This window comes from Synechococcus sp. OH30, assembly GCF_047462175.1.
In the GTDB taxonomy this organism is placed as follows: domain Bacteria; phylum Cyanobacteriota; class Cyanobacteriia; order Thermostichales; family Thermostichaceae; genus Thermostichus.
Genome location: NZ_JANSIP010000008.1, coordinates 80,353 through 96,020, shown reverse-complemented (window position 1 = coordinate 96,020; position 15,668 = coordinate 80,353). Strand labels below are relative to the sequence as shown.

The 15,668-nt window shown below is 60.1% G+C and carries 13 protein-coding genes; 7 read left to right on the top strand and 6 right to left on the bottom strand.

Features of this window, described 5'->3' with window-relative positions; all coding sequences use genetic code 11:
• Positions 1-6: 6 nt before the first annotated feature.
• From ligA to NW830_RS09830, 7 genes are all read left to right on the top strand, one after another.
• The gene (gene ligA, locus NW830_RS09860; protein ID WP_414362827.1) at positions 7-2,040 is read left to right on the top strand and encodes an NAD-dependent DNA ligase LigA; all 2,034 of its coding nucleotides are present in this window, start codon (positions 7-9) and stop codon (positions 2,038-2,040) included.
• Positions 2,041-2,457: 417 nt separating this feature from the next.
• Positions 2,458-3,804 (top strand): ATP-dependent protease ATP-binding subunit ClpX, encoded by a 1,347-nt coding sequence (clpX, locus tag NW830_RS09855; RefSeq protein ID WP_414362826.1) that lies wholly within the window; start codon positions 2,458-2,460, stop codon positions 3,802-3,804.
• A 41-nt stretch (positions 3,805-3,845) separates the two neighbouring features.
• Positions 3,846-4,532: a potassium channel family protein gene (locus NW830_RS09850; protein WP_414362825.1), complete on the top strand. Its 687-nt coding sequence runs from the start codon at positions 3,846-3,848 to the stop codon at positions 4,530-4,532.
• 162 nt (positions 4,533-4,694) lie between these two features.
• Positions 4,695-6,017, top strand: a complete 1,323-nt coding sequence (locus NW830_RS09845) for a TrkH family potassium uptake protein (RefSeq protein WP_414362824.1) — start codon at positions 4,695-4,697, stop codon at positions 6,015-6,017.
• 64 nt (positions 6,018-6,081) lie between these two features.
• A complete protein-coding gene (locus tag NW830_RS09840) occupies positions 6,082-7,191 on the top strand; it encodes a phosphotransacetylase family protein (protein ID WP_414362823.1) in 1,110 nt (369 codons plus the stop codon).
• A gap of 300 nt (positions 7,192-7,491) precedes the next feature.
• Complete coding sequence (locus tag NW830_RS09835) at positions 7,492-7,986, top strand: ribonuclease H family protein (protein ID WP_414362821.1); 495 nt, start codon at positions 7,492-7,494, stop codon at positions 7,984-7,986.
• 82 nt (positions 7,987-8,068) lie between these two features.
• Positions 8,069-9,715: a DUF3352 domain-containing protein gene (locus NW830_RS09830; RefSeq protein ID WP_414362820.1), complete on the top strand. Its 1,647-nt coding sequence runs from the start codon at positions 8,069-8,071 to the stop codon at positions 9,713-9,715.
• Positions 9,716-9,760: 45 nt separating this feature from the next.
• Here NW830_RS09830 and NW830_RS09825 read toward each other — a convergent pair whose 3' ends face one another.
• The 6 genes from NW830_RS09825 to NW830_RS09800 form a co-directional block, all read right to left on the bottom strand.
• Positions 9,761-10,501: a response regulator gene (locus NW830_RS09825; protein WP_414362819.1), complete on the bottom strand. Its 741-nt coding sequence runs from the start codon at positions 10,499-10,501 to the stop codon at positions 9,761-9,763.
• 47 nt (positions 10,502-10,548) lie between these two features.
• A complete protein-coding gene (locus NW830_RS09820; RefSeq protein ID WP_414362818.1) occupies positions 10,549-11,328 on the bottom strand; it encodes a sensor histidine kinase in 780 nt (259 codons plus the stop codon).
• Between the two features lie 72 nt (positions 11,329-11,400).
• Positions 11,401-12,909, bottom strand: a complete 1,509-nt coding sequence (locus NW830_RS09815) for a sensor histidine kinase (RefSeq protein WP_414362817.1) — start codon at positions 12,907-12,909, stop codon at positions 11,401-11,403.
• Between the two features lie 95 nt (positions 12,910-13,004).
• Positions 13,005-13,991: a pentapeptide repeat-containing protein gene (locus tag NW830_RS09810; protein WP_414362816.1), complete on the bottom strand. Its 987-nt coding sequence runs from the start codon at positions 13,989-13,991 to the stop codon at positions 13,005-13,007.
• A 34-nt stretch (positions 13,992-14,025) separates the two neighbouring features.
• Positions 14,026-14,421 carry a zinc ribbon domain-containing protein gene (locus tag NW830_RS09805; RefSeq protein ID WP_414404683.1) on the bottom strand — a complete coding sequence of 132 codons (396 nt, stop codon included), beginning with the start codon at positions 14,419-14,421 and terminating at the stop codon, positions 14,026-14,028.
• Positions 14,402-15,517 (bottom strand): RNA-guided endonuclease InsQ/TnpB family protein, encoded by a 1,116-nt coding sequence (locus tag NW830_RS09800; protein WP_414404682.1) that lies wholly within the window; start codon positions 15,515-15,517, stop codon positions 14,402-14,404. Before NW830_RS09800 ends, NW830_RS09805 begins: the two co-directional genes overlap by 20 nt.
• Positions 15,518-15,668: the final 151 nt, after the last annotated feature.

Sequence of the window (15,668 nt, the reverse complement as noted above, 5' to 3'; positions counted from 1 at the left end):
GACGGTATGGATCCCAAACTGGAAGAACGTGCCCGCGAGCTGCGTGCTCTGCTACAGAAGGCCAGCATTGCCTACTACGTCCACGATGCCCCCATCTTGGAAGACAGCGTTTATGATCGCCTCTACCGCGAGCTCCAGGAGCTAGAGCAGGCCTACCCCGAGCTGATTACCCCCGACAGCCCTACCCAACGGGTAGGGGAAAAACCCGCCGAGCACTTCCCCACTGTTTCCCACCGCATTCCCCTCTACAGCTTGGAAAATGCCTTCAACCTGGAAGAGCTCAAGGAGTGGCAGGAGCGCCTGCTGCGGCTGCTGGGGCGTACTCCTGAAGAAGGGGAGCTGGAGTACGTATGCGAGCTGAAAATCGACGGCGCGGCCCTGGCCCTGACCTATGTGGATGGGCTGCTACAGCGAGGGGCCACCCGTGGCGATGGCCAGCTGGGCGAAGACATCACCCCCAATGTCCGCGCCATCCCCTCCATTCCCCTGCGCCTGGCAACGGCAGATCCCCCGCCGGTCTTGGAGGTGCGGGGAGAGGCCTATCTTCCCATTGCTGAGTTCGAGCGCATCAACCGGGAGCGCCGCTCCGCAGGGGATCCCCCTTTTGCCAACCCGCGCAACTGTGCCGCTGGCACCCTGCGTCAGCTGGATAGCCGCGTTGTTGCTGCCCGCAAGCTCAGCTTTTTTGCTTATGCCCTCCACTGGCCGGAGGGGTGGCCAGTTGGGGATCCCCCCCAAACCCAGTGGGAGTGTCTGCAGTGGCTGAAAGAACTGGGATTGCCCGTCAATCCCTTCTCCCGGATCTGTCGGGGCCTCCAAGAGGTGGCCCAATTCTACGAACGGTGGCGGCAGGCTCAGCTGCCCTATGCCTGCGATGGCGTGGTGGTTAAACTTAACTCCCTGCGGCTGCAGGAAGAAGCAGGTTTTACGCAAAAATTCCCCCGCTGGGCCATTGCCCTCAAATACCCTGCCCAGGAAGTTCCCACCCGCATCCGGGCCATTGTGGCCAGCGTAGGCCGCACCGGAGCCGTCACCCCGGTGGCGGAGCTGGAGCCAGTGCTTCTGGCTGGCACCACCGTCAGCCGCGCTAGCCTGCACAATGCTGATCGCCTAGAGGAGCTGGATGTGCACATCGGCGACACGGCCGTTGTGCGCAAGGCAGGGGAAATCATCCCCGAGGTGGTGAGAATCCTTAAGGAGCTGCGTCCCCCCGACGCCGTTCCCTACCGCTTGCCCAGCCACTGCCCCGAATGCCACACCCCCTTGGTTCGCCCTGCTGGTGAGGCGATAACCCGTTGCCCCAATCCGGAGTGCCCGGCCAAGATCCGGGGGCAACTGCAGCACTGGGCCAGCCGCGACGCTTTGGATATCGAAGGCCTGGGGGAAAAGCGGGTGGCCCAGCTGGTGGAAAAGCTAGGAGTGCGCACCGTGGCCGATCTCTACCGCCTCACCCCGGAACAGTTGGCCGGCTTGGAGGGGATGGGATCCCGCTCCAGCCAGAAGCTGGTGCAGGCCATCCAGCGCTCCCGCCAACAGCCCTGGGAGCGGGTGCTCTACGGCTTGGGGATCCCCCATGTGGGCGTGGTGACGGCCCAGATCTTGGCCCGGCATTTCCCTACCCCAGAGCTCTTAGCCCAGGCTAACGTTGAGGCCATCGCCCAAATCTACGGGATAGGGGCAGAAATTGCCGAGGCGGTGGTGAGCTGGTTTGCCGATCCTGCCCACCAGCGGCTGCTGCAGGAGCTGGGGGAGCTGGGGATCCCCGCCCTACCGCGGCAAAAGGCCCCTGCTGTTCCTCAGGTGCTGGCTGGGAAGAAGTTTGTGATTACCGGCACCCTGCCCACTCTCTCGCGCCAAGCGGCCAAGGCCTGGATTGAAAGCCGCGGCGGCAAGGTAACCACCAGCGTTAGCCGCCAAACGGACTATGTGGTAGTGGGTTCAGACCCTGGCTCCAAGCTCAAAAAGGCTCAAGAACTGGGAATCCCCTTGCTGAGCGAAGCCGAGCTGTTGGCCCTAGAGGGCGGTAATCTGCCTCCTTGACAGGGGCGGACCTCAAAAACTTTGGGCAGCCCAGCTTGTCCTAGCCTTGGAGATGGTTTATCATTCGATTCTGTGAGGAGTGGACGCCAGAGGGGGAAGCGGACGGAACAAGGACAGTCCCTTCCCCTTTTGGATTAAGGCCCTCTTGGCGGTAGGCAGTAGTGTTCCACTATCATGGAAGTAGCGGAGACGCATGTTTCCGTTCACTCCTCACACCATCCGCCGCTCGGCGTCAAGTCGAGCGGTTTTCCTATAGGCTTAAGCAAGCCAAGGGGGACTAGGAGGGATCCCTGGCGAGGGAAATGTTAGACTAGGGGAGTTAACTCGGCTATAGTCCATTCCTCCCTCGCGGCGGCGAGGGAACGCCCACTTCCCTTTCGGATACCCACTTCACCAGCCACTAGCGACGAGGATCCCATGGCCAAGCAGGACTCCCACTTGAGGTGTTCTTTCTGCAACAAGTCTCAGGATCAGGTGCGCAAGCTCATTGCAGGGCCAGGGGTCTACATCTGCGATGAATGTGTGGAGCTGTGCAACGAAATTTTGGAGGAGGAACTCTACAACGGCAACAGCTCGGCAGCCGCAGCCCCTGCTGCCAACCGTCGGGAAGCTCCTAAAAAGCCTTCCCGCAGCTTGCCTTCCTTGGCTCAGTTGCCGAAGCCTCGGGAGATTGTGCAGTATCTCGACCAGTACGTAATTGGCCAAGAAAAGGCCAAGAAGATCCTATCGGTAGCCGTCTATAACCACTACAAGCGGCTAGCCGCCAAAGCCAACCCTGGCAGCACTGGGTTGGCAGAGCTGGAGGAGGTGGAGCTGCAAAAGTCCAATATCCTTCTCATTGGCCCTACGGGCTCTGGCAAGACCCTGCTGGCCGAGACCCTAGCCCGTCTGCTGGATGTGCCTTTTGCCGTTGCCGATGCCACAACCCTCACGGAAGCTGGGTATGTGGGGGAGGATGTGGAAAACATCCTGCTGCGCCTGCTGCAGGTAGCCGATATGGATGTGGAGCAAGCCCAACGTGGCATTGTCTACATTGATGAGATTGACAAAATTGCTCGCAAGAGTGAAAACCCCTCCATTACCCGCGACGTCTCCGGAGAAGGCGTCCAGCAGGCCCTGCTGAAGATGTTGGAGGGGACAATTGCCAACGTGCCGCCGCAGGGAGGTCGCAAGCATCCCTACCAAGATTGCATTCAAGTGGACACCTCCAACATTCTCTTTATCTGTGGGGGTGCTTTTGTTGGCCTGGAGAAGATCATCGAGCAGCGCATCGGCAAAAGATCGGTGGGCTTTATTAAACCAGGGGATCAGCTGGCAGTTACCCGCGAGCAACGCTTGGCCAATGCCCTCAAGGCCCTGGAGCCAGAGGATTTGATCAAGTACGGCATGATCCCTGAATTCATTGGTCGGCTCCCGGTGGTGGCCACCCTAGATCCCCTGGACGAAAAAGCCCTGGAGGCCATCTTGACGCAGCCCAAAAATGCCATCCTCAAGCAGGCCCAAAAGCTGTTGCGCATGGACGGAGTGGAGCTGGAGTTTGAGCCAGCTGCCATTTCTGCCATTGCCAAGGAGGCCTACCGCCGCAAAACCGGGGCACGGGCGCTGCGGGCCATTGTGGAAGAGCTAATGCTGGACGTGATGTACGAGGTTCCCTCTCGCCGCGACATCAAGCACGTGCGCATCACCGCCGAGATGGTGGAGCGTCGCTCTACGGGCGAGTTGATCCCTCACCCCTCCACCTTGCCCCAGCCGGAGTCTGCTTAGAGCTGCAGCCCTACCCAGCCCGGCTGCATGGCTTATGATTGATGGTTGGTTTTAGAGCATGGGAGCGGATGGGGCGGGCAGAGCGGGAGTATGCGGTAATTGGGTTGGGACGCTTTGGCACAAGTTTAGCCCTCACCTTGATGGAGCGAGGGCACAACGTTTTGGGGATCGACCGCAGCCGAGAAATTGTACAGCGCTTGGCAGATCAGCTGACTCAGGTGGTGGCGCTGGATTCCACCGATGAAGATGCCCTGCGGGCGGTGGACATTCTCTCCTTTGACACGGTGGTGGTGGCCATCGGCAGTGATTTTGAGAGCAATTTGCTGACGACGGTAGCCCTTAAGAGTTTGGGGGTACGCAATGTTATCTGCAAGGCTTCGACGGAGCGGCAGCGTTCGATTCTCTTGCGGGTAGGGGCCGATCGGGTGGTGTTGCCAGAGCAAGAGGCAGGGCGGCGCTTGGCGCAGGTGCTAACAGCCCCAGGGATCCTGGACCAACTGGAGCTGGAGCCGGGCTATAGCATTACGGAGCTGGAGGTGCCGGAGGCCCTGGTGGGCCATACGCTGGCGGAGTCGGACTTGCGCCGCCGCTTTGGCATCACAGTTTTGGTAGTGAAGCGAAAACAATCGCTGGTGGTCTCGCCGCCAGCTGACTACCGGCTGGAGAAGGGGGATCTGCTGGTGGTGCTGGGGGCCAACACCAACATCTCGCGGCTGAATGAGATGTGAGGGAGGAAGGCGATGCAAGAGGACGCCGCCCCGCCGTCGCGCTCCAGGGAGTCTGAGGCAGGGGTGTCCCCCAGGCCGGAGGGTGCCCGTCGGTCGGTTGCTCCAGGCTTGGCTCTGCCTCCCTTCCCTGCAGTTGCAGCGAACCGCTGGCATCGGCTCCTGGTGGGGGACAGGCGTCGGCCGCTACCACCGCCCTCACGGCTGGTGGTGGGACTGGGCCTGCTGGTGGTGGTGGGGACTTTGCTGCTGAAGCTGCCAGGGATCGGGCGCGAGGAGCCTTTGAGCTGGAGTGAGGCCCTGTTTACAGCCACATCGGCCCTAAGCGTAACGGGACTCTCGACAATTGTGGCAGCAGAGGATCTCACTTTCTTGGGCCAGATCCTGTTGCTGCTCCTCATCCAAATTGGCGGCGTGGGCTTCATGGTGCTAGCGGTGGTGGTCTTTCAACTGCTTGGGCGGCGCATTTCTCTGCTCAACCGCCTAGCCCTGTGCAACTCCCTAGGCCTCATCGACCCGGGGGCGATTCTGGAATTGACGCGGCGGGTTCTGATTGGAGTCACCCTCATCGAGCTAGGGGGGGCCCTGCTGCTCTGGGTGCATTGGCGGGATCTCTACGGGCCAGGTCGGGCGGTTTTTCTGGCCATTTTTCACGCCGTCTCCGCTTTTTGCAACGCCGGGTTTGACCTATTTGGGCAGGAGGGGATCCCTACCGATGGCCTGTCGCTAGCGATCTTGGGCACTCTCATTTTTATTGGCGGTCTGGGCATCCCCGTGTTGTCGGATTTGTTGACCTGGCCGCGGGGCCACCGCCCCTCCCTGCACACCCGCATCACTCTGGTTGTGGTGGTGGTCTTGCTCTGCGCGGGCGGCCTGGGCATGTTCTTGGCCGAAAGCTTGCCCGGCGGGTCGCTGCTGGAGGTAAGCTGGCCCCGTCGCTTGGGCCTGACGTTTTTTCAGTCGGTTTCGGCCCGCACTGCCGGCTTTGCCGGGATCCCCATTGAGGATCTGACCCCAGCCAGTCAGTTGTTGCTGATGGCGCTCATGTTTGTTGGGGCAGCTCCGGCTTCCATGGGAGGTGGCATGACCACCGGCACCTTGGCGGTGTTGGTGCTGGCTCTGTGGGGCTATGCCCGCGGCCTGCCCAGCGCCCAGATTGCCGGGCGCAGTTTGGATCCCTCAATGGTGCGCAAAGCGGCAGCAGTGCTGACGGTTTCCCTGTTTGTCGTGCTGTTGGCAGCGTGGCTGATTCTGATTACCCATAGCCATAGCGAGCTGGCTCCAGTGCTCTTTGAGGTGATCTCTGCCTTTGCCACCTGTGGCCTTTCGGTGGGGTTTACCAGCAGCCTCAACTGGTTTGGCCAGCTCATCATTGTTTTGGTGATGTTCTGGGGCCGGCTGGGGGCCCTGACAATTGTCCTAGCTTTGGCCCAGCAGCAGCCCCGTCAGTTAGTGACCTACCCCGAAGAGGCAATCTTAATCGGTTAGTTAAAGCAGTCTTCGTTAGACTGGGGATCGGGGTTTTCTGTCTCTGGCGTTCTAGGAGCCATCCGTGTCCAAGTTCCTTTTAATTGGTTCTACCGAGCCCTACAGCGGCAAGTCAGCAGCCATCTTGGGTTTGGGCAAGCACCTGCAGCGGCAGGGGGTGAAAGTGACCTACGGCAAGCCAATTGGATCGTGGGCTAGGGAGGATGGCTCCCGGGGAGGGATGGATCCAGATATGCACTTTGTGGCTGAGAGTCTGGGGCTGGCGATAAACCAGATGCCTCCCCTCCTCCTCCAGCTTGACAAGGAGGCTTTGCTGGACCACATCCAGCAGTTTTCAAGGAATCAGCTGGCGCCAACCTGCTCGGTTGCCCCTCTGCTGGAGTTTGCCGCGGAATCGTCTGCGGATTTAATCCTGCTAGAGGGCCCCGCCGATCTCTACGAAGGAGAGCTGTTCGGCCTCTCCTTGGCCAGAATGGCCCAAGCCCTAGGTGCCCCGGTGCTGCTAATCAACCGCTATCATTCCCCCTTCGCTGTTGAGGTCCTCCTTTTTGCCCATCGCCAACTGGGATCCCATCTGGCTGGCGTGCTGCTCAACGATGTGCCGCCCGACCAGATGGAGCCGGCAGAGACCATCGTTCGACCCTTCCTCGAGGCCCAAGGGATCCCAGTCTTGGGCATCTTGCCTTCCCACCGCATTTTGCGCAGCATCAGCGTCGGGGAACTGGCGCGGCAATTGGAGGCGGAGGTGCTCTGCTGCCCGGATCGGATGGACTTAATGGTTGAAAACATTGCCGTAGGAGCAATGAACGTCAACTCCGCCTTGAAGTACTTCCGCAAGCTGGAGCACAAGGCGGTGATCACGGGTGGAGATCGCACCGACATTCAACTGGCTGCCCTAGAAACTTCCACCCTCTGCCTCATCTTGACCGGCAAGCTGCCTTTGGATCCCCGCATTCAGTCTCGAGCAGAAGAGCTGGAAGTACCGATCCTCTCGGTGGATTTGGACACCTTCACCACCATTAACCGCATCGAGCGGGCTTTCGGCCGGATCCGCCTGCATGAAGAGGTCAAAGTCCGCTGTATCCAGGAGCTCATGTCAGCAAACTTTGACTTTTCCCGCCTTTACGCCCATCTGGGCCTGACACCATCCCTCGTGTCGGCAGCGGGCGCATAAAAGCTGAGGCTTCTCTACCCTCCGGATTGCTCGTGTCTTGCACTTTCTCAGATTGCCTGCTATTTGTGGCTCCCCACCCGCTATAGGAGATATCATGCAAGTAATCATCACCTCAACACACCACTCCTCCCCCAGCTTTTCTGGGGGTTTTTATTCGCGCTTTTTGGGCAGACAACTTGGCTTCTCGTACCTCTACAAGTTTATGCTGCGGGTAGCGCGAAAGCATACTTTTCCAGGGCCATCCACACTCAATAGCTGGAGGATAGAATGTAGCTTCTGCTGTCGGTTAGGGATTCCATCATGGCCAAAAGCTCACACCTAGGCAACCGCCAAGTAGCGCGACGGCTGGCGGATTGCCCCCGCAGTGGCATTTTTACCGATGGAGGATGTTCTCCCAACCCTGGACCTGGGGGATGGGCGGTGGTGGTGGTTCAAGATAACCAGATTGTGGAAGAGTTTTGGGGACGGGATCCCGCCAGCACCAACAACCGCATGGAATTGACCGGTCTCATTCGGGCCTTGCAATACTGCCGCGATACCCCGGACAACCGCATGGACACCATCTACAGCGACTCCCATCTCTGTGTGCAGACCTACAACGATTGGATGGAGCGCTGGGCAGCCCAGGGGTGGCGGCGGCGCACCGGACCGGTGGAAAACTTGGATCTGGTGCAAGAGCTGCATCAACTAAAACAGCAATGCCCTCAGGTGCGGGTGGTCTGGCTCCCGGCTCATCGAGGTCTGCGCTGGAATGAATACGTGGATAAGCTGGTTGCCCGCGCCCGATCCAACTAATTTCCATGGACGGGCCTGGGATCACAGACAGCCTTCGAGTTCATCGCTTATGCTCAAGAGGACGGCTCGTTGCAGGTGTGGTATGCAGGTCCTCCTCCCTCCTCGGTCGCGTCCGCTCTCCCTCACGTTGATGGCAGTGGGGAGCTCTTGGCTTTTGGGCTCCTGCCAGCTTAGGGCACCCCAGGTGCAGTTGCCCGGCGATGTCCTGCCGGAGACGGCGCTGGTGCCCCAGTCAGCACCCTTAGTGCTGGCCTTTTCTACCAAACCAGAAGAGGCGCTGCGCACCCACCCTGACCTTTTGGCTCAGTGGGAGAGCTGGACAGACAAAGCTTGGGCTAGCGCCGGCCAGGAGTTCTCCCGGGAGGAAATCCAGGCCTGGGCCAGGGATCAATTCACGCTGGCGGTGGTGATCCCCAATCTAGTGCCGGGGGCTGCGGAGCCGGTGCCCGGGATCCTGTTTGGAGCCAGCACCCGCAACGCCGATCTGTCCAGGCAATTCCTGGCCCAAGTGCGGCAACAGGCAGAGGCGGAGGGGGCCAACTTCGAGCAGCGCCAGGAGCAAGGGGTAACTCTCCACGTGCAAACCAATGGAGAGCCGGGCGAACGGTGGGTGACGGCCGAGTTTGGCAACCGCTTCGTGGCCCTGGCCAACGACCCCAAGGTGATGGAGCAGGCGATTGCTGTCTATCGCGGCGAGACGGAGCCCATTAGCCGCGCCGAAGGCTTCCGCACTGCCGTGGGCGATCTCTACCAGAAGCCGGGCACCTTGGCTTTTGCCTACTTCAACTTCCAGGCTTTGCAGGAGGATCCCGAGTCTTTCCGAGATTGGACGCGGGACTGGGATCCAGTGGAGCTGGGATTCCTGCAGCCGCTGCGCTCTTTGGCTATGGCTGCCCACTGGCGGGAGCAGGGCCTGCAGATGCGCCTACTCACCCAACTGGATCCCCAAACTCCCCTGCTGCGCAGGTGGCAGCCGGCCCGGGGCGAGCTGATCCAGCGGTTGCCCGGCAATGCCCTGCTGGTAGTCACCACCCAGCAGGTTGCCCAACGCTGGCAAGCGGCTGTGGCGGAGCTGGAAAAGGATCCCCAGGCCAAAGAGTTCCTGGATGAGTTGCGGTCCGAGTTCCGCGCCAACACCCGCCTGGATTTGGATCGAGACCTAATGGCTTGGCTGGACGGGGAGATGGCCTTGTTGGTAGCGCCCGATGAGCAGGCCCATCCCCTTTTGCAAGGGATGGGGGCGGCTTTGATCATCGAGAGCAGCCAAAAAGACAAGGCCAACGCGGCTCTGGCCCAGTTGGATCGGCTGGCCCAAGAGTCCGGCGCCCAGGTAACAGAAGCCGGCGGCCAGGTGAGCTGGGCGGATCCCTTGTTTAACCGTCCGCTTCTAACCCGTGCCTGGGAAGGCAACTACCTGATGGTTACCACCAGCACGGCGGCACTGCAAAGCCTTGCCCAACGCCAGGGCCATCTGCTTCCTCAAACCGAGCCGCTGAAAACCCTCTACAACCAGTTGCCCAAGCCCAACTATGGCTACTTTTTGCTGAATTGGCGAGGCCTCCGCACGGTTCTAGAAGCCGCCTTGCCGGGTGGGCTGGCCAGCGTAGAGCCAGAAGCCCGCGAGCTGCTGACCCGCATCGATGGGGTGGGGATCACCAGCTACCCCGCCGGGGAGCACGCCTTTGGGCTGGAGCTGCTGGTTACCGTTCCGCCCAAGCCACAGCCGTAAGATCCTTCTCCCCTCTCCCAAAGGGAGAGGGGCCAGGGGTGAGGGCTACAACCGGATCAGGCCGTAGGTGAGGGCGTAGCGCACCAGCTCGGTGCGGCTGCTGGTGCCCGTTTTGTTGAGGAGGCGGGTGACGTATTTTTCCACGTTGCGCACGCTGGTTTGCAGTTGTTTGGCAATCTCTTTGTTCATCAGCCCCTCCGCCACCTTCTCCAACACCTGCTGTTCCCGCGGCGTCAGCTCCACCTTGATGGGTGGAGGCAAGGGGTTGGGGGCAGCGGGCTGGGGGGGAGGGGCAGCAGCAAGGGTGCGCTCCGACAGCAGGGCGCGAATCGAGGCCAGCTCGCGGGCAACCACCTCCGAAGGGCTGGCCGCGCGGGAGCGCTCAATGAGATTGGAGACGATGGCCACCAGCTCCTCCGGATCGAAGGGCTTGGGCAAATAGGCATCGACGCCGGCCCGGTAGCCCTGGATGCGGTCGGCGGTCATCCCTTTGGCGGTGAGGAACACCACCGGCAGATGACTGTAGGGCTCGAGTTTTCGCAATTGGGCCAAAAATTGGTAGCCGTCCATGCCCGGCATCATGATGTCGGAGATAATTAGCTGGGGCTGGGCCGTGCTGAGCAGTTGCAGGGCCTGCTGGGCATTGGCAGCCGGGATCACCTCAAAGCCACTCTCCTCAAGGTAGGCTTGCACTGCTTCCCGTAGGCCTGGCTCATCATCGACTAGCAGAATGCGGGCCACTGGCCTAGCAGCAGTTTCGGGTTTGGTGTTGGCGGAAGAGGCCATAGGGCAGCTCCTAGGTAGCTTGCAAAACTTTGGTTGGGAGGCAAGTCCTACTGGACCGTAGGCAAGCTAAGGCGGAAGCAGGAGCCCTGGGGGGAGCTTTCCACCTGGAGATTCCCTCCCATTTGGGCGGCCAAGTTGCGGCTGATGGCCAGCCCCAGCCCCTGCCCCGGCTTGGAGAGATCGGCACGAAAAAACGGATCGAAGATCCGCTCCAGGTTCTCGGGGTGGATGCCAGGGCCGTTGTCGCAGACAGCAATCCACACCTCCTGCCGAGGGAAGCCGCTTGCATTTTCCGCTGCCTCTGCAGGGCTAAGCTCCACCCTAAGCTGGATGTTGCCAGGGGGAGGGGTATATTTACAAGCGTTGTCAATTAAGTTGTCCAACACCTGGCGGAGGGCACGGGGATCTGTCTGAACCTGGGGCAGCCAGGAGGGCAGAATGGCCTGGAAGCGATGCCCTTGGGTTTCTGCGAGGGCTTGGTAGAGGGGGATCCACTCCTGGAGCAGCTCGCCCAGGGCAAGGGGCCGGAGTTGCAGGGGGGCTGGAGCTCCATCCAAGCGCTCGAACTCGCCCAGTAACTCTTGCAGGCGCTTACACTCTTTCTCGATACTGAGCCCAATCCAGTGGTTGCGATCTTCAGGGGGCAGGCGCTTTTGCAGCAGCTTGGCCAGCATATTCAAGGTCGCGATTGGGTTGCGCATCTGGTGGATGAGGGTGGAAAGCTGCTGGGCAGGCAGCGTGACCCTCTCCCCCGGCCTCGCAGCCCTGGCCCCACAGACAGGCTCGGGCTCTGGGTGGGGTTCGGCAACTTTTTTCCCTCTCGGCATGGATCCCCTCTCTTGACTCTCCTGGGGCACCTCAATGATCCTAGCCCTATCTCCTTGGAGCTGGGATCCAAACTAGAGCTGGCGGGGTAAGTAGATATTGAGGATTTCCCCTTGGCGAGCCCGATGGCGCACAGTTAGGTAGCCCCCCAAGGCTCGGAACAGGGTTTGGGCTACTGGCAGGCTAAGGCTAATAGCGCCTGTATCTGGCTGCACCACCAGCAACTGGCCAATTGCTTGAGGGGACTTGAGTTCCGAGCTGGGGCTGTCGCTCCCCTCTGGGGTGTTCACCTGAAACTGCAGCTTAACCAGCTCGCCAGCGCTAAGCAATTGGGCGCGGATGTGGCTGCCGGCAGGGGTGCTCCGGGCCAGGCGGTCGACAATGCCAAATAGCACGGCCTCCAGGGCTTTGGGATCGCTAACTACATCGGGTAGCTCATCAGGGATCTCCAGCTCCAGGCGGGATCCCCGTCGCTCTACCTGGTCTTGCCAGCGGGGTAGGTTTTGCCGCACTAGATCCACCAGGGCAATTGGCTCCAGGTGCAACCGCCGTCCCTCGCCCGGAGGGGCAGTGGGCATGACCGTTTCTGTGGCCTGGAAAAACAGTCCAAAACGGTTGATCTGCTCGGTGCACTCGCGGTCAATCTTCTCCACGTATTCCCGCACCCGTGGTGGCAGGTCGCGCTGCTTTAGGATGAGGCTGACCAAGGTGCGAATGGTACAGAGGGGCGTCTGGATCTCGTGGATGAGGGCCCGCAAGAGCTCTGCCTCTGAAAGGCTACCCGCTTGCTCTGGCTCGGCTTGGGGGGTGGAGGAGGGGCCGCGGGCAGGGGACTCGAGCCGTGGCGAGGCAGCGGAAGAGGAAGACGCAGGGGTTGGCCTCTTGGCCGTGGCTGGTGGCGGAGAAGGCCTAGGGGCAGGCTCCTTTTCTGCCCTAGCGGGGGGCAGGCAGGCAGGGGGGGATCCCGTCTCAGCTAGGGAACCCAGTAGGAGGAAGCTGCTAAAGCGGGCCAGCACCCGCCCATGGGGCTTTCTCAGGGGATAGTGGATAGCTAGATCCCTCCAAGCAGCTAGCCGATCGGGCCTGCCCTGGTGCACTCGCTCTTCCAGGTTCTGCCAGGCCCGCTGCACCACCTCCGGCTCAAAAGAGAGCATCATTCCCCTTTGCCGGGTGTGGGGATGGTACCCCTGGGCAACTATCACGGCAAAAACAGGAGTGAGCAGCAGTAGAAATAGCTCCTCCGCCAGCGGGTCGGGGCGCAGCAGGGGGATCACTGTCTGGCCGGGGGCTAGGATGGACTCAGGCGACAAATCCGGAGTAAACAGCCAGGGCGCCTCCCGCGCCGGCTGGCGGGGGCGGTACTGCACGGCGTCCACAGGCGGCGGATCCCCGCTTACCCAGGGAGGCCACCAGGGTACCGGCCCGCCAATAACCACGCCAAATTGACCCACCTCCTGCCACAGCCGCAGCAGCGCAGCCACTGCCTGCTGCCAAGCGCGCTCCCCCGCCCCCGGCAACCATTCTGGCAAAGGCAGCTCGGCCCAAAGGGCATCCAGCAGGGACAGAAATCGGCGGCTCTTCACGGCTCCCTCTGCTTCCACCCTCCCCCTGTAGAGTAGCGGTTGCAGTGCTCCTCAGACAGCGGAAAACCTCACCTTTTACGGGGTGGATCCCCGCCTCAGCCAGTTCGCCCATCGGGAAGCGTAGCTCCCCGCAAATTGGCCCCGCTGAGGTTGGCTGTGCTTAGATCGGCGCGGGTGAGGATGGCGTTGCTGAGATCGGCATTTTCTAGGCTGGTGCGGCCCAAGTAGGCGTCCACAAGGTTAGCAGACCGCAGATCAGCTCCAGCTAGATTGGCCCGACTCAGGTCCGTCCGCGCCAGTTTGGCGGAGTACAGACAGGCGGCGGAAAGATCGGCCCCTGTCAGGTTTGCCTCGCTGAGGTTGGCCTCTGCCAAGTTGGCCTGGCTAAGCAGCGCCTCCTTTAAATTGGCCTTTCCCATCTGCGCCCCCTGCAAGTCTGCACCTAGACAGCGAGCCTCCCTCAGGTCGGCATTGCTGAGGATGACTCCCTGCAAGCAGGCTTGCTGCAGGCTGGCTCCTTGCAACCGCGCCCCAACTAGACTGGCCTCTTTGAGGTTGGCCCTGCTGAGATTGGCCCGGGTTAAATCTGCGCCCGATAGGTTGGCTCCCCTGAGATCAGCGCGGCTAAGATTGGCGCTGCGCAACACGGCCCCTCGGCGGCTTTCAAAACGGAGATTGGCCCCCCGCAGACAAGCCCCCTCCAGGTTAGCACTGGTTAAGTCGGCCCAGCGGAGATCTGCATCGATGAGGTTGGCGTCAATCAATAGGGCCAGCGTCAAGTTGGCTCTGTGCAAGTCCGCCCCCTGCAGAGTGGCACCGTGCAGTTGAGCATCCCTGAGATCTGCCTCGCTCAAGTCTGCCTGGTTGAGATTGGCTCCACTGAGGTTGGCTCTCACTAAGTTGGCCTTAGTCAGCTTGGCCCGCCCCAAGTAGGCAAAGAGGAAGGTGGCACCCTGGAGGTTAGCCTGGGAGAGGTCTATCCCAATCAAGTCGGCTCGGCTGAGGTCAAGGGCAGCCAGGTTCTCGCCTACGAAGGAAGTGCGCCCCGCCCGGTATAGCCGGAGCAGATCTTTGGCATCCATGGCAAGGTTATCCGCTCCTAGGGGCCATTATGAACTACCCCACCGCGCAGGCGGGTGGGGTTTCCTCACCCGCTTGACAGCAGAGCTTTTGTCTCTTCTTCTGCCCCAGTTGCTTCATCGTTCGCGGCAGCGGGACGGAGTCCAATCCCGTGTACCGGGTCTGTGAAGTAGAGCTGAAGCATCCAAGACTCACGAGGCTGGTTCCCAGCCCCGGTTGCTGGTTAGTAGCAACGTTGTACAGTACCATCACCGTCCCCCTGTCCCGCGGTATCGCAAACCCACAGGCAGAACAGACATGGTAACGATTACTTAGCTCTGCCCACTCCTTGTGAATTGCACCACACTGCGGGCAGCGCTGAGACGGCTTGAGGGTTTGCGTGGGAAGAAACAAGACCAAACCACCCTTCTGCTCAATTTTGTAGGTCAGCATTTGGTTCAGCGTACCAAACCCCACCGACAAAATAGATGTTTAGTGCGGCCTTGCGCTTCTTCCCTTTACCCTTAGCTTTACGGGTCATGTTCTTGACGTTGAGCTTTTCCGTTACCCCGATGTCATAACGACGCGCAATCTCTGAGGTAACCTTGTGTTGCCAGTCTTTACGCTGACGGGCAACTTTGGCTTTGAGCTTAGCTTCCAGCCGGTTGATTTTCTTCCATCTCCTAGAAGCCTTCACCCCCTTCCTAGGTGCACGCTTCCGCCGTTTGAGCTTGGCAACCTTGCGAACTTTCTCCTCACTCCTCTGCGTAAACCGAGGATTAGCAACCTCATAGAACTCACTCCCGTCATATAAGGTTATGGCCGTTTCGGTACCCAAATCGTAGGCAACGATAGATTCATACTTCAAATCTGACCGGGAACCAAACCTAGGCCGAGGTACCTCCACCTCTACGGTGAAGGAAGCATACCACTGTCGCAAAGTTGGTTTGTAGACAATAGTCAGTGTGGTAGGCTTCCCCCAGTCCAAGGACTCCGTCCCGCTAACGTGACTGGCTTTGCCCCGCATCCTCAGGGTAATGCCCAGGTCCCTGAGAGTAACAGTGCCATGCTTACCATTGCTGGTTACTTTCCACCCTGAAGTGCTGGGATAGGTCCAGCCGGAGTACCGCTTGATCGACTTGAACTTGGGCTTTTTGCTTAGCCCTTGGAAGAAACGCTGATAGGCAAAATCTACCCGCTTAACTGTAGCTTGTAGAGATTGGGCGTGGAGTTGAGCGAACTCCGGCCACGCCTGCTTGAACTCCGGCAGAAGGTTCTGCTGCTCAAGGTAAGTAACCGTCCGGCGGTTGCGTCGGTACTCATAGCGTCGGTGAGCAACACAAGCGTTGTAGAGGTAACAGTGCAAACGGCGAGCAGACAACAAAGCCCGCTCTTGGGTTTTGTTGGGGTACAGCCGAAAGGTCTGCCGCCTGACTACCAGTACAGTTTCAGTCACCTTTTGTGACTTAGTCGAAGCCACAGAAAGTGTAGCATCGAGAATGGCAGACTCAGAAGCGAGGCTGACGCAGTTTTTAGAATTCACTTGCACGTAGTGTTTGTAACAAAATACTGGTCACTAAAGTGTATTGGGAAGGGCTAGGCTTTGGCATGATTTGCTCCCTAGAAATTGTGAAGCAATACATCCCCACCGTATAGACGGTGGGGAATTCCGCACCTTACGTTAACGAGGTCCGGCTCTG

What these genes read in the sequence shown, in the direction of transcription:
- ligA (WP_414362827.1), top strand. Translation starts at nt 7, where the DNA reads ATGGATCCCAAACTGGAAGAACGTGCCCGCGAGCTGCGTGCTCTGCTA.
- clpX (WP_414362826.1), top strand. Translation starts at nt 2,458, where the DNA reads ATGGCCAAGCAGGACTCCCACTTGAGGTGTTCTTTCTGCAACAAGTCT.
- NW830_RS09850 (WP_414362825.1), top strand. Translation starts at nt 3,846, where the DNA reads ATGGTTGGTTTTAGAGCATGGGAGCGGATGGGGCGGGCAGAGCGGGAG.
- NW830_RS09835 (WP_414362821.1), top strand. Translation starts at nt 7,492, where the DNA reads ATGGCCAAAAGCTCACACCTAGGCAACCGCCAAGTAGCGCGACGGCTG.
- NW830_RS09830 (WP_414362820.1), top strand. Translation starts at nt 8,069, where the DNA reads ATGCAGGTCCTCCTCCCTCCTCGGTCGCGTCCGCTCTCCCTCACGTTG.
- NW830_RS09825 (WP_414362819.1), bottom strand. Translation starts at nt 10,501, where the DNA reads ATGGCCTCTTCCGCCAACACCAAACCCGAAACTGCTGCTAGGCCAGTG.
- NW830_RS09820 (WP_414362818.1), bottom strand. Translation starts at nt 11,328, where the DNA reads ATGCCGAGAGGGAAAAAAGTTGCCGAACCCCACCCAGAGCCCGAGCCT.
- NW830_RS09810 (WP_414362816.1), bottom strand. Translation starts at nt 13,991, where the DNA reads ATGGATGCCAAAGATCTGCTCCGGCTATACCGGGCGGGGCGCACTTCC.
- NW830_RS09805 (WP_414404683.1), bottom strand. Translation starts at nt 14,421, where the DNA reads ATGCTGACCTACAAAATTGAGCAGAAGGGTGGTTTGGTCTTGTTTCTT.